We start from the raw sequence: 13,731 nt of genomic DNA, 5'->3' as shown, positions 1-13,731 counted from the left end.
CCGTAGGGTCCGCTGTGCGGACCACAGACCTCGCCGTTGGCTGACAGGGCGAGATTGTGACCAGGGCCCACGTCGAGTTCAGTCAGCAAACCCTTGTCGATGGTGAACTGTAAGGCTTTCATGTGGCATCATGATGTGGTCGACTTTCCAACATGACTTTAGCACGACGCGGCGATAGTGTGACCGGTCCTTGGATCGGCCCGGCGCGCTTGCGCTAATCTGGCCGCTTGGCCGACAACGGCCCGTGTCGCGCGCGCCCCTGCCAACACCCACCTTTCTCCAGGAGCAAACAACCCAGATGAAGCTCGGCGTCGTAATCCTGGCCGCGGGGATGGGCAAGCGGATGCGTTCCGACCTGCCCAAGGTGCTGCACCCGCTGGCCGGCAGGCCCATGCTGGCCCATGTGGTGGCGGCGGCCACGCGCATCGGCGCGGCGCGCACCGTGGTGGTCTATGGTCACGGGGGCGCAGAGGTGCGCGCCGCGCTGGCCGACGAGGACTGTGCCTGGGTGGAGCAGGCGCAGCAGCTCGGCACCGGGCACGCGGTGCTGCAGGCAATGCCGCTGGTCCAGGCAATGGACCGGGTCCTGGTGCTCTATGGCGATGTGCCGCTGGTGGACGCGGACACCCTGAACCGCCTGATCGAGGCCAGCCGCGACAGCGGTCTCGGCATCCTGACCGTGCTCATGGACGACCCCACCGGCTACGGCCGCATCATCCGCGACGCTGGCGGGCGCATCCTGCGCAGCGTCGAGCAGAAGGACGGGACCCCGGAAGAACTGGCGGTGCGCGAGGCCAACACCGGCTTCCTGGTGGCGGATCGCGCCCGGCTGGACGGCTGGCTCCAGGGGCTCACCAATGCCAACGCCCAGGGTGAATACTACCTGACCGACGTGATCGGCCTGGCGGTGGCGCAAGGGGAGCGGGTGGCGAGTGTGCACCCGGTGACGCTGGAGGAGGTCTCGGGCGTCAATGATCGCGTCCAACTCGCGGCCCTGGAGCGTTTCCACCAGCGCCGCCTCGCCGAGGGCCTGATGCGCAACGGCGTCACCCTGGCCGACCCGGCGCGCCTCGACATCCGCGGACGCCTGACCACGGGGCGGGACCTGTTCATCGACGTCAACCTGATCTGCGAGGGCGATGTGACCCTGGGGGATGGGGTGCGCATCGGCCCCAACTGCCTGATCCGCGACAGTATCATCGGGGACGGTACGCACATCTTCGCCAACTGTGTGATCGAGGGCGCGCAGGTCGGCAGCGGGGCGCGCATCGGCCCCTACGCCCGCCTGCGCCCGCAGGCGCGGCTGGCCCCCGACACCCACATCGGCAACTTCGTAGAGATCAAGAAGGCGAACGTGGGTGAGGGCAGCAAGGTCAACCACCTGACCTATATCGGGGACACGGACATCGGCGCCGGGGTCAATGTCGGCGCCGGGACCATCACCTGCAACTATGACGGGGCCAACAAGTTCCGCACCGTGATCGGGGACGGGGCCTTCATCGGCTCCAACGCCTCCCTGGTCGCCCCGGTGACCATCGGCGTCGGCGCCACCATCGGCGCCGGGTCCGTCATCAACCAGGACGCCCCCCCCGGCGAACTGACCGTCACCCGTGCCCGCCAGACGACCATCCCCGGTTGGCAGCGGCCCCGGAAACAACCCAAACCAGTAGAGTAATCACTATGTGCGGTATCGTCGGCGCCATCGCCCAACGTCCGGTCGCGGCCATCCTGCTCGAGGGGCTGCGTCGGCTCGAATACCGCGGCTACGACTCCGCCGGTATCGCCGTCCTGGAGTCGACCGGCAAGCTCAATCGCGCCCGCACCCTGGGTAAGGTCGCGCGCCTGGCGGAAGAGGTCGCCGCCCATCCGCTCCCCGGGACTCTGGGCATCGCCCACACCCGCTGGGCCACCCACGGTGAGCCCGCGGTGCGCAACGCCCACCCCCACATCTGTCGGGACCGCTGCGCCCTGGTCCACAACGGTATCATCGAGAACCACGAGGAACTGCGCCGGGAGCAACGCGCCGCCGGCCACCACTTCACCTCCGAGACCGACACCGAGGTCGTGGTCCACGCCGTTTATGATGAACTGGTCGGCGGGCACCCCCTGATCGAGGCGGTACGCCGCGCCACCGCCCGTATGACCGGCGCCTATGCCCTGGCCGTGCTCGATTTCCAGGACCCGGAGCACCTGGTGGTCGCGCGCCAGGGCAGCCCGCTCGTGATCGGCGTGGGCTTCGGTGAGCACTTTGTCGCCTCCGACGTCTTCGCCCTGCTGCCGGTGACCCACCGCTTCATGTTCCTGGAAGAGGGTGACATCGCTGAAATCACCCGGGAGTCCGTCCGCATCTGGGACCGCAAGGGTGAACCGGTCACGCGCCCGGTCAAGGAATCCTCGGTCGCCAGCGACTCCGCCGAGCGCGGCGCGTACCGGCACTTCATGCTGAAGGAGATCTTCGAGCAGCCCCGCGCCATCGCCGACACCCTGGACGGGCGCCTGCTGGGCAATCGGGTGGTGCCGGAGGCCTTCGGCAACGCCGCGCCGGACCTCTTTGCGAGTATCCAGGCGGTGACCATCGTCGCCTGCGGGACCAGCTACCACGCGGGCCTGGTCGCGCGCTACTGGATGGAGTCCCTGGCCGGGCTCCCCTGCAACGTCGAGGTGGCGAGCGAGTACCGCTATCGCCGCCATGTGGTGCCGCAGTCGGCCCTCTTCGTCACCATCTCCCAGTCCGGGGAGACCGCGGACACCCTGGCGGCCCTGCGCATCGCCAAGGAGACCGGTTACGCCGCCACGCTTGCCATCTGCAATGTGCCCGAGAGTTCGCTGGTGCGCGAATCCGACCTGGTGCTCCTGACCCGCGCCGGCCCCGAGATCGGCGTCGCCTCCACCAAGGCCTTCACCACCCAGCTCATGGCGCTCTTGCTCTTGACCGTGACGCTGGGCCGCTTCCACCGGCTGGACCAGGCGCAGGAGGAGCGCCTGGTCGCCCTGATGCGCACGGTCCCGGCCAAGATGGAGCAGGTCCTGGCCCTGGACGCGCCCATCGCGACGCTGGCCGAGCAGTTCGTCGACAAGCAGCACACCCTGTTCCTGGGGCGTGGGGAGCTCTATCCGATCGCCATGGAGGGGGCGCTGAAACTCAAGGAGATCTCCTACATCCACGCCGAGGCCTACCCGGCGGGCGAGCTCAAGCATGGCCCGCTGGCCCTGATCGACGAGGACATGCCGGTGGTGGCGGTGGCGGCCAACAACGCACTGCTGGAGAAGCTGAAATCCAATCTGGAAGAGGTTCGCGCCCGCGGCGGTCAGCTCTTTGTCTTCGCCGACTTCCAGGTCCCGCTGCAAGAGGCGGCCGGGATCACGGTCATCCGCCTGCCGGAGACCGACGACCTGATCGACCCCCTGATCTTCACCATCCCCATGCAACTGCTGGCCTACCATGTGGCGGTCCTGAAGGGCACCGATGTGGACCAGCCGCGCAATTTGGCGAAGTCAGTGACCGTGGAGTGAGGCGCCCAGGTCGGACGGGCCGGTCCGATCGTGCAGATGGCCCCGGCCTTGCGCCGCGGCGCTAGGCCCGACACCACGACATCGGGCCGAATCACATGGTAAACTGCCGGGACACCGTTAGTTCGCAAAAGCAGGGCGCGACTTAAACGGCGTTACCAGTGCGAGCGGGCGCTCAGCCGGGAGCCCGCCACAGCAAGCGCCCGCTCATTCGCTTCATCGAGTGACCGTGAGTGCCCTGGCCCAAGGTTCGGCAGTGGAACACCTAAGGCATGCGCCAAGACCACAAGTTATTGTCTCTCGTCACGCGTTGTGTGGAGTGCGCCGGCAACACCATGACGCCAGGCGCCGACGCGCTCGTCTGCGGCGCCTGCGGCTACCGCTACGAGTTCAGTGACGATGGCGTGCTCCGCGCCCTGCCGCGCACCAGCGAGTTGCGCGTACCGGCGTTTTATCAGTCGCGTTTCTATCGGCGATGGATGAGCGCCTGGGAGGACATGGTACAAAAAGGGTGGGTCATCTACGAACGGCCTTTCTATCGGTTTTTCTCGATGAGTGGGCATCGGAAAATGCGGTCCCTGATTGCCGGGCTGCCGCACCCCCCGGAGGTCATCGTCGATATCGGTTGTGGCGACGGACAACTCTTCGATCTGCTGGATCAGCGCCGCTGTATCGGTATCGACCGCAATGCCGCGTTTCTGACCCGCGTGAAACACCGGTATCCCGACGTCCTTGCCGTTCAAGCGGATTTCAACAACCTACCCTTCGCGCCGGGCAGTATCGCCTGCTGCACGAGCGCGCATGTACTGGAGCATCTGTACCATCTCGCCGAGGGGCTCGAGGAGGTCCGGCGCGTGCTCGCCCCGGCGGGGGCCTTTATTTTCTCGATCCCCACCGAGGGTGGCTGGGGATGGGAATTGGGACGCCTGCTCGTCACCGGCCCGCGCCTGCGCCGCAATTACCGGCTCAACGTCCATGAGGTGATGGCCATCGAGCACATCAACGATGCCAGGCGGGTCCTGCAATTCGCGCGTTTCTATTTTGATATCCGGATGAAAAAATACGCCCCGTTGTCCTTCTTGCCGGTAATGGCAATCAATAGTTCCATCACCGTGTTGGCGTCCCCCCTGGCGGGCGACCACGAACTGCGGCCCGAATGACAAGCTGCCCGACTTGCCGGCCATGACAGGTACGCGCCCTGGTTTGCGCCGACGGTCGCGGTGTCTCGGCAGGTTAGCGCCGTCGGCCTGCGCCCGACGATCATGCCGACCCCTGCCGACGCCGTGCTGAACGACCGTCAAACGGCGACTGCGCAGCCCGGGACCGACCCGGCGGCGTTGCCCGTGCAGGTCTGTCTGATTATCCCTGCCTACCAGCCGGCGCAAGCCCTGGTCGAGCTCGTCGCCCAACTGCAAACCGAATTACAGCGGCGTGGTCTTCGCGCTGCTGTCGTGATCGTGGACGACGGCTCCGCGCATGACCGCGGGCCGATCTTCGCGCAGATCCGCCGCGATCCGGACGTGATCGTCGTGCGGCACGCGATCAATCTCGGTAAAGGCAGCGCGCTGAAAACAGGGATCAACTTCGCGCTGGTCCGTTTTCCGGCGCTGCTTGGGCTCATCACCGCCGACGCTGACGGACAACACCTGGCGAAAGACGTGGCAGCCGTGGCCCGCGCCCTCTGTGACGCGCCGCAGGAGCTTATCCTGGGGGTGCGGCACTTCGATGGCGGTACGCCGTTACGCAGCCGTCTCGGGAATGTCGTCACGCGCACGGTGTTCCGCGCCTTCACCCATCGGCGGCTGGTCGATACGCAAACGGGACTGCGCGGCTTACCCATTGCCGTCGCGCAGCGACTGCTGCGAATGGCAGACTCCGGCTATGAATTGGAGCTCGCGTCCCTTTATGCCGAGACCCGCCGCGGTACGGCCATCAGGCAGATCCCGATCACCACCGTCTACGAGCCGGGCAATCCCAGCTCCCATTTTGATCCGCTGTTCGATTCCCTCCGAATCTATTTTGTTTTCTTGCGCTACTCCGCGCTGTCGCTGGTCTCCGCGGCGGCCGATTACCTGCTTTTTTTCCTTCTCTATCGCAGCACCGGGCTGCTCTTGTTATCCGTCATCGGTGGGCGCCTGCTGATTGGTTGGATCTATTTCATCATCGCGCGTCGGCGCGTGTTTTTATCTCACGGCGATTTGCGGCGACAAGTGCCGTTGTTCGTCGCGCTGCTGGCCGCCAGCGCCATTGCGAGCTATGGTCTCGTGACGGTCCTGGTACTGGTATTTTTATTACCGGTGCCGCTCGCCAAGGTGGTCGCCGACCTTATGTTGTTCTTTGCAAATTTCGCGCTCCAGAGAGTCTTTGTGTTTTCGCGCGAGGAGTAGGCCATGGGTACCGAGCAGACCGACTGGGATGCCTACTACGCGCGCCCGGCGCTGACCGCACGGGTGACCCGACAGTTCACGCAGCGAACCTTGATCTCCCTGATGGCCCGGCATTGTCACGCGCACCCCGACCTCGCCATCTGTGAACTGGGCGGCGCCAACAGCGTCTTTGCGGAGCCGATTCTGCGTGCCCTGCCGGTGCGCTCCTATCACATCATCGATACCAACGCGCGCGGTCTGGCGCTGCTGAGTAAGCGTGTGGCGCGCGACCCGCGGCTGTCCTGGGAGCGGGGCGATGTGTTGCTGCCGGACCCGATCCATTTCGAGCGTTACGATCTGGTATTCAGCGTCGGCCTGATCGAACACTTTTCCGCCGCGGACACGCGGCGCAGCATCGATACCCACTTCGCCTTTGCCCGCGCCGGCGGTGTCGTATTATTGACATTCCCCACCCCGACCTGGCTCTACCGCGTCGTGCGGCGGGGCCTTGAGATAACGGGCAACTGGACCTTCCCGGATGAGCGCCCGCTTGGCTTTGAAGAGGTCGCCGGCGCAGTCAGCCGCCGGGGCAGGATGGTGTGTCGCCTCATCAATTGGCCGGTGGTGCTGACGCAGGGCATCGTCGTCGCACAACGTGTGCCGGTGCGCTGATGTTCGGGCAGCGCGCGCGCCGGGGTTATTTGGTGTCTTGCGGCTGAACCGATTCCACCAGGAGATAGTCCGCGCCCGCGGCAAGCATTCGATAATGGCCCCCGGCGGCGGCCTCCGCGAGTTCCGCAAAGAGCGAATCTGAAATGGCGTAAGGCGTTGCCTTACGCACGAGCAGTATCTGCTTCAGGTCCCCGCGGCGGGTGCGAAGGTAGGCTTCAAGATGATTGAGATCGGCAAAGATCGCCGCCGGCTCGCTGAAATGATGATAGTCCGTATGCCGGTAGAATGGGTCGAATCGTTCGCTGACGCAGGGCAGCGCCTCAAGCCAACGGTTATTGGTAAGAAACCGTTCGGCCAGCAGGCCGTGATCGCTCAACTCGCAGGCGACGGCGTTGGCCCCAGCGAAGCCTCTTTCTTTCATCTGTGACAGCTGGATGTCACGCAACGTCGCCCGGCTCGGAGCCAATGCCAACGGGGTGAACACCAGCACCGCCAATGTCGCATACAGTGCCGGGCGAGCGCTGGGCCGCCAAGGCTGAAACAGGCGTCGGCGCGGCTTCCAGCGTGATGCCCCGGAGTGCGCAAACAGATACTGGAGGACCGCGGCATAGCCCTGGACCGAAGCGATCGAGAGTGCGGGAATGATCAGGGCGAGGTTGCGTGTGTCATAATTGAAACTGATCGCCCACTGGAGTATGAAAGGGCAAATGACCACAACGATCAGCCAACGATTGACATTGAGGAAGGCAGCGGCCGCCAGACCGATGATGATCAGCCAGGAGCCCAGGCTGCCAAGGGTGCCCCAGAGCAGTGCCAGGCCCTTTGCCAGTCGCCGGTAGATGGACATATCGCCATGCAGGCCGCCGGCGCCGACCAGATAGCTGGCGATGTCCCGTTCGCTGCCCTGGGCAATCTGCCACTGTTTGAGCCCATACCAGGGCAACACCAGCGCGCTGCTTGCCAGGGCAAACCAGACCAGATAGCCGGTGAAGATGTTCCGCCGCCACAGACCCAGTTCACGCAATATCAGCCCGAATGCCAGCGGATGACAAACCAACAGGTACACCCCGGCCTGTTTGGTGTGGGCGACCGCCGTGGCGAGAAACAGCGAGACCATTGCCGCCCGGCGCACGACGGCGTCGCCGGATTCGGGCGTCAGCAGCAGCAAGGGGTACAACGCGGCGATGGACATGAACATCGTCGCGGTTTCCGCGTATCCGTCATCGAGCCAGGTGCCCAGGAATAAGAAGGTGAGATAGATATTCACCGCTGCCGCGACCGCAAACGCGGGCCGGGCGCGGATCACCCCCAAGGACATGATGAAGACGGCGGACAACACCGCGAAGACCGGCCCCAGACCGCGGGCGAAGAATTCCAGCGGCTCCCCCACCGCGGTGTAGACGGTGGCCCAGGTCACCGGCACGAGCTGGGGATAGGTCATCGTAAAGGTAGGGAATTGCCCCGTTGCCCAACTGGTCGCCCAGCGGTTCCAGGAGAGGACCGCATCGTTCTGTTGAAAGACCTGCCCAAAGGCGGCGACCAGGCTTGGTGCGAATACGGCGGCTGCCGCTGCGACGAAGAGGAATTGCAGATAAGCAGCGCCCGTGTCGGCACCGCTTCCGGCACCGATCGGTGGGACGCCGCGGGCCACCGCCAGGAACAGGCAGAGCTCCACGGCGATGATCGAAAGCAGGAGCGGCTGGCCCAGGGTGCCGGTTGCAACGAGCAGCACGATGAGATAGAAATTGATGGCGACGCTCAGCGGGATCGCGAGCAATATTGGCGCAAACGCCTGCCCCCGTTCGCGTATGGCGTAAAGAACCAGGGCGCCGGGCAGGAAGAAAATGTGGGCGTATACCAGGGCCAAGGCGAAGGGATAAGGCATGCGGTGGCTCAGTGTTTGGTCAGGACGATCAACGTCATGTGCTGCAGCAGATTGGTGATCAGCGGCGGCAAGGCGATGCCGCTGACTGGGTTCACAATCCGCTCACGGATCGGGATTTGAGCCACCAAGGAATCATCGAATCCCGCGGTGCGCGACATCGCCAGCAGTTGCCTGAGGGTCCAGAAATAGGGTAACTCGATGTCTGCGAGACGGAAGATGCGATAGAGCGCGGGAAACACGGCGTGGTAGGGTAGTTCCAAAGCGCGGCGGGCGCTCTCGGCGATCAGTAACCGTCCGCCGGGCCGCAGCAGGCGATGTGCAGTTGCGAGCACCTGTACGACGCGGCGCCGGCTGCAACGTGCCGAATATTGACCTAAGTGGTGCAACAAAAACATCGCGCACACGGTGTCGAAGCTCTGGTCCTCGAACGGTGGCTCAAAACAACTGGCCGCGATCTTTTCAGGGGGCTGGCGCGGCGGTTGGCCGAAGAACCGCAGGTCATCGAGCATCGCCTGGGACAGGTCCATTCCCACCCACCGCTGCGCATTTGCGGTGTAATAATGGACGCGCGAACCACAGCCTAAATCCAGGGTATCGCCCCGCACTATCCCTGCGGTGAGGACGTGGATCGTGCGCTGGAATTCAATTCCGCTGCCATACAGATCAGTGGACCAGCGGGCGAAATAGTTATGCGTTGTCATAATGGTCGGCAGGTCGGCGCGTAATGAATGAAGTGGGGCGTCTGGCGCCAGGTTGCGCGGCGCGCGGATGGGTCAATGCAGAACGGATCGCGCGATGACTACCTAATTATTCATAATAGCAACCAGATCATTGCAATGCAAGGAGGCGGTCGCGGGCCGGGACCTGCGTGCAAACAGCCGACAAGACCTGGCAGGCGCGATCATAAAGCAACCGAGCGGCGGTCCGGTTCGTGGCGAGATGCGCGTGCAGCGCCGCCCGCTTGCGCCAGCGGGCCGCCGACGGGCCCGCTCGGGCCATCGCAGCGTGCGACCGCGGTGGTTTGCTGGTCGGTTTTCCAGCGGGGAATCCGGGCGTAATCGAAGGATTGGCGTGGTTGTGGTCCCGGCCGACGCTGGCCGCGGTCGCGCGCCGGCGTTCTCTCGGGGACTTGAGATCGGCGGCTGTTCGGCACGACGGGCCGGCTCAGGGCCTGGTCCCCCCGTGTCCGGGGCCTGTCCCTGATCCTTGAGGCCCGCGGCAACTTATCAAGAATTAGCGATCCGGTTGGCACTCGGCGCCGGCCCTTGCCCTATACTCTCACCTGTAAGACGCTTCCTAGAACGAGAATCTCTCAAGGATCGGCGGACCTGGGCCCTGAGCCCGCCGCGGATCTGATGCCGCTACCAGCTTGGGTTGTCTCTGCGCCGGCGGGTGCAGAGTGCTTCCGTACACCGAGACCCAGCTCATGCCGGATCAAAATTCTCCCAACACGCTGCCCTTCGCCGCCCGTGATGCGGGCCCCGACGGGACCATTCCCGCGGACGCGCTGCTGTTACTGGCGGGGTGCCGCGACCGACTCGCCCATGGCGTCGCCAAGGCCTTGGCCGAGAACCTGGGCGCAGTCGCAGACGACCTGCTCGGCATGGCCGACCGCGCCACCAGCCTCGAGCAGCAGCAGCGCTATTTTGCCGCGATGGAGGTCCTGACCAGCCGCGGTCAGGATTTTGTGGAGCGGTTTCGCGACGGCTTGTGCGCGCACTTCGACGTCGGCCTCGCCGCCCTGCGGCGCGACCGTCCTTCCGACGCCCCGGGCAACGCGTGCGATCTGCACCCCGTCACCGCGGATGCCTTCAAGCGCGATCTGGTGCTCGGCAAGCTGGCGGCCCGCGCCGTCTGCCATTGTGCGGAGCAACTCACCGCGCTCGACCGCCGTCTTGCCGCCCTGCTGGCCTCGGCGCGCATCGACGAAGACGATAACCCGCTGTACCCCCATGCACTGTTCGCGGCCGTGCTGCGTGCGTTCGACGCGCTGGGGGTGGCCCAGCCCTTGGCCCTGACGATCCTCGAGGCGTTCGAGCGCCAGACCCAGGCGGCCCTTCCGGCCATCTACGCGGGACTCAACCGGCACCTGGTCGACGATGGCAGTGCGCCCGCGCTGCCCAACGGGTCGCGCCGCGTGCCGTGCGGCGAGCCGGGCGACCGCCTGACCGGTCCGGCGGCGGGGGTACTCGGACAGCCGGGGACCGGCGGGCTGGCCGACCAGCGACCCGACGCCCCCGCGCTCGACCCGGCGGCCGCCGGTCTCGCGGGCCTGCCCGCGCCGGCCCGCTTCGAGGACCTGGTCTTTGATCAGCTCGCCCGCGCCATCGCGGCGGCGACGCGGACCCCGCGCGGGCGCCGGGCGGCGCCGCCGGGGTCTGATCCGAAGCCCGCGCCGACCCTCGGCCTGGCCCAACTGATGGCGGTCCTGACCGCCCTGCAACGGGGGCGTAGCGACCCGCAGCACCTGCCGGGGCTGGGGACGGCAGCACTCGCCGCGGGACCGGGCACGGTGCTGCAGCAGTTGCGCGCCACGGCGCTGGCGGCTGGCTCGCACCCGGTCGATGCCCTGACCATCGATATCGTGGCACTGCTCTTCGACGCCATCTTCGCGGACCCGGACCTCCCGGCGACCCTGCGCGCGGAGGTCGCCAGGCTCCAGATCCCGGTCCTCAAGGCGGCCCTGCTGGACAAGGCCTTCTTCTCCAACAAGCGGCACCCGGCGCGGCGTCTGCTTGACCTGATCGCCAGTGCCGGGCTCGGGCGCCACGAGGCCGACGCGCCGCGCCTGATGACCAGTATCCAGGCCATCGTCAGCGAGGTGGTGGCGGGCTTCGAGACCAGCATCGACATCTTTGCCGCCCAGGCGCAGCAGTTGGAGGACTTCCTGGCGGACGAGGAGGCGCGTGCCCGGACGCGGACCACGGTGGTGGTCGACAAGCTTGCCCAACGCGACCGGCGGGACCTGGCCCAGGCCCGGGTGACGACCGAGATCGGGGCGCGCCTCAAGGTCCCGGGGATGCCGGCCCTGATCGGGGAATTCCTCGATCGTCACTGGCGCTCGGTGCTGGAGCAGACCTACGTCCGCCATGGCGATGAAGCGCAACCCTGGCAGCAGGCCCTGGCGGCCATGGACGACCTGCTGTGGAGCGTGGCCCCCAAGCACGGGGCGGCGGAGCGCAATCGCCTGCTCACCTCGCTGCCCGATCTGCTGAGCCGACTGCGCGTCCCGCTCGAGGCCGCCGGTCTGCAGGAGGTGTGGGACCCCTTCTTCGGCCAACTGATCAGGCTGCACATGGGGGCCCTGCATAAGGACAGTGCCGACGCGACCTATCGGGAGCCCCCGAATCCGGAGCCCGTGACGGCCCCGCCGCCCCCCGCCACTGCCGAACGCCCTGGATTGCGGGCCGTCGACCTGGTCGAGGCCGCCCACTGCATCGAGTATCACCCGGCGGCCCAGGGCGGCGCGCCGACCAACTCGGAGCCTCTCGCCGACCGCGAGCTGCGGCTCGCCCGGTCCCTGGAGCTCGGCACCTGGGTCGAGTTCGAGAGTTTCCTGGGCACTCGCAAAACCCTGCGTCTGAGCTGGATCAGCCAGTTGCGCGGGGTCTACCTGTTCACCAACCGCCAGGGTGAGAACGCCATGACGCTCGCCCCCGCCAGTCTCGCGGAGCACCTGCGCAAGGGCACGGCCCGGGTGCTGAATCAGGCGCCCCTGACCGAGCGTGCAGTCGCGCACCTGCTGGCCCGTACTGCGTCGGCAGCGGCCACTCTGTAGTCCGGGAGTCCAAGGCTTTACCGTGAAAGTGCGTAGTCAGGCCATCCTGGCCTGACGGTGTCGGGGCTGGAACAGTCAGGGCTGGAAGCCCTGACTACGCTGCCCCGCACGCTGGCCATCGAGCTAGCGGTCGAGAGGACTTTCATGTTCCGGGGTGGCGCGGGTGCCATGACCGTTAGCCTTGGTCATTGGCGTAGGGTGCGCCGTGCGCACCTCAAGAGGCTGCGGTTGATCGCCGCGGCCAGGGTTTCGGTTGGCGCCACGGTGCGCACGGCGCACCCTACGGCCGCGGTGCGGTCAATGGTCCGAGCCTTATCCATCGAGCGGCATTAGCCACCCTGCCGCGGTGCGGGCAAATCGCCTACACTGCCGACCTAGACCTTACCTACTTCAGGCCAGCCATGAGCGACCTTCCCCCGCTGCGCGTCCTGTCCATCGTCGGCACCCGCCCGGAGGCCATCAAGATGGCACCGGTCATCCAGGCCCTCGCGGGCGACCCGGCCTTCGAGTCCCGCGTGCTCGCGACCGCGCAGCATCGGCAACTGCTCGACCAGGTCCTCGCGCTCTTCGGTATCCGGCCCGATCTGGACCTCGACATCATGCGGCCCAACCAGGCACTCACCGCCCTGACCGCCCGGCTGCTCCTGGCCCTGGACGAGGCGCTCGGTACGGAGAACCCGGACCTGGTCCTGGCCCAGGGCGACGCCACCACCGTGATGACGGCGGCCTTGGCCTGCTTCTATCGCAAGATCCCCTTCGGTCACGTCGAGGCGGGGCTGCGCACGGGCGATCTCGACAATCCCTTCCCGGAGGAGATGAATCGGGTCGTCGCCGGGCGTCTGGCGCGTTGGCACTTTGCCCCGACGGCCAGCGCCCGGGACAACCTGTTGCGCGAAGGCGTCGCCCCCGCGGCCATCCATGTCACCGGCAACACCGTCATCGACGCCCTGTTGAGCGTGGCGGAGCGCCGACCGGCGATCGGGGTCCCCATCGACCCGGCCAAACGGCTGATCCTGGTCACCGCCCATCGGCGCGAGAACTTCGGCGAACCCTTGCGCGAGATCTGCCGCGCCATCCGTCACCTGGCCGAGACCAACCCGGAGGTCACGGTGCTCTATCCGGTGCATCCCAACCCGAATGTGAAGGGCGTCGCCGAGGAACTGCTCGGCGACTGTCCGGGCATCACCCTGTGCCCGCCGCTCGACTACCTGCCGTTCGTCGGGGCCATGCAGCGCGCCTACCTGATCCTGAGCGACTCCGGCGGCGTCCAGGAAGAGGCCCCGGCCCTGGGCAAACCGGTCCTGGTGCTGCGCCGGGAGACGGAGCGCCCCGAGGCGGTCGCGGCCGGTGTGGTCAAGCTGGTCGGCCCGGTGTATGAACAGATTGTGGCGCAGGCCCAGCGCCTGCTCGATGACCCCGGCTATTACCGTTCCATGGCCCGCGGCGTCTCGCCCTACGGCGACGGGCACGCGGCAGGGCGCATCGTCGCGGTGTTGCGCGGGCACCGCGTGGCCGGGTAG

Annotated in this window: 9 protein-coding genes; 7 read left to right on the top strand and 2 right to left on the bottom strand. The window is 66.4% G+C overall.

Annotation, left to right across the window (positions count from 1 at the left end; translation table 11 throughout):
* The first annotated feature begins 298 nt into the window (after positions 1–298).
* The 5 genes from glmU (at position 299) to QZY48_RS14245 (ending at position 6,548) form a co-directional block, all read left to right on the top strand.
* Positions 299–1,675 carry a bifunctional UDP-N-acetylglucosamine diphosphorylase/glucosamine-1-phosphate N-acetyltransferase GlmU gene (gene glmU / locus QZY48_RS14265; protein WP_295431795.1) on the top strand — a complete coding sequence of 459 codons (1,377 nt, stop codon included), beginning with the start codon at positions 299–301 and terminating at the stop codon, positions 1,673–1,675.
* 5 nt (positions 1,676–1,680) lie between these two features.
* Entirely contained in the window at positions 1,681–3,513 is a 1,833-nt protein-coding gene (gene glmS / locus QZY48_RS14260; RefSeq protein ID WP_295431792.1) for a glutamine--fructose-6-phosphate transaminase (isomerizing), read from the top strand.
* 269 nt (positions 3,514–3,782) lie between these two features.
* Positions 3,783–4,670, top strand: coding sequence for a class I SAM-dependent methyltransferase (locus QZY48_RS14255; RefSeq protein WP_295431789.1), 888 nt, complete (start codon positions 3,783–3,785; stop codon positions 4,668–4,670).
* A gap of 102 nt (positions 4,671–4,772) precedes the next feature.
* Positions 4,773–5,897 carry a glycosyltransferase family 2 protein gene (locus tag QZY48_RS14250; protein WP_295431787.1) on the top strand — a complete coding sequence of 375 codons (1,125 nt, stop codon included), beginning with the start codon at positions 4,773–4,775 and terminating at the stop codon, positions 5,895–5,897.
* Between the two features lie 3 nt (positions 5,898–5,900).
* The gene (locus tag QZY48_RS14245) at positions 5,901–6,548 is read left to right on the top strand and encodes a methyltransferase (RefSeq protein ID WP_295431784.1); all 648 of its coding nucleotides are present in this window, start codon (positions 5,901–5,903) and stop codon (positions 6,546–6,548) included.
* Positions 6,549–6,573: 25 nt separating this feature from the next.
* Here QZY48_RS14245 and QZY48_RS14240 read toward each other — a convergent pair whose 3' ends face one another.
* On the bottom strand, positions 6,574–8,433 hold the full coding sequence (locus QZY48_RS14240) for a hypothetical protein (protein WP_295431781.1): 1,860 nt from the start codon (positions 8,431–8,433) through the stop codon (positions 6,574–6,576).
* Between the two features lie 8 nt (positions 8,434–8,441).
* A complete protein-coding gene (locus QZY48_RS14235; protein WP_295431778.1) occupies positions 8,442–9,134 on the bottom strand; it encodes a class I SAM-dependent methyltransferase in 693 nt (230 codons plus the stop codon).
* Between the two features lie 725 nt (positions 9,135–9,859).
* Here QZY48_RS14235 and QZY48_RS14230 point away from each other — a divergent pair.
* Both QZY48_RS14230 and wecB read left to right on the top strand, forming a co-directional pair.
* On the top strand, positions 9,860–12,211 hold the full coding sequence (locus QZY48_RS14230; RefSeq protein ID WP_295431776.1) for a DUF1631 domain-containing protein: 2,352 nt from the start codon (positions 9,860–9,862) through the stop codon (positions 12,209–12,211).
* A 401-nt stretch (positions 12,212–12,612) separates the two neighbouring features.
* Positions 12,613–13,731 carry a UDP-N-acetylglucosamine 2-epimerase (non-hydrolyzing) gene (wecB, locus tag QZY48_RS14225; RefSeq protein WP_366929693.1) on the top strand — a complete coding sequence of 373 codons (1,119 nt, stop codon included), beginning with the start codon at positions 12,613–12,615 and terminating at the stop codon, positions 13,729–13,731.

Source organism: uncultured Thiodictyon sp. (assembly GCF_903828115.1).
GTDB lineage: Bacteria > Pseudomonadota > Gammaproteobacteria > Chromatiales > Chromatiaceae > Thiodictyon.
Note: the sequence above shows the minus strand (reverse complement) of the source record. Positions and strands in the feature narration are given on the sequence as shown.

Bases quoted from the DNA above. Each gene is read 5' to 3' on its own strand.
- QZY48_RS14235 (WP_295431778.1), bottom strand. From the start codon at position 9,134: ATGACAACGCATAACTATTTCGCCCGCTGGTCCACTGATCTGTATGGC.
- glmS (WP_295431792.1), top strand. From the start codon at position 1,681: ATGTGCGGTATCGTCGGCGCCATCGCCCAACGTCCGGTCGCGGCCATC.
- QZY48_RS14250 (WP_295431787.1), top strand. From the start codon at position 4,773: ATGCCGACCCCTGCCGACGCCGTGCTGAACGACCGTCAAACGGCGACT.
- QZY48_RS14255 (WP_295431789.1), top strand. From the start codon at position 3,783: ATGCGCCAAGACCACAAGTTATTGTCTCTCGTCACGCGTTGTGTGGAG.
- QZY48_RS14240 (WP_295431781.1), bottom strand. From the start codon at position 8,433: ATGCCTTATCCCTTCGCCTTGGCCCTGGTATACGCCCACATTTTCTTC.
- wecB (WP_366929693.1), top strand. From the start codon at position 12,613: ATGAGCGACCTTCCCCCGCTGCGCGTCCTGTCCATCGTCGGCACCCGC.
- QZY48_RS14230 (WP_295431776.1), top strand. From the start codon at position 9,860: ATGCCGGATCAAAATTCTCCCAACACGCTGCCCTTCGCCGCCCGTGAT.
- glmU (WP_295431795.1), top strand. From the start codon at position 299: ATGAAGCTCGGCGTCGTAATCCTGGCCGCGGGGATGGGCAAGCGGATG.
- QZY48_RS14245 (WP_295431784.1), top strand. From the start codon at position 5,901: ATGGGTACCGAGCAGACCGACTGGGATGCCTACTACGCGCGCCCGGCG.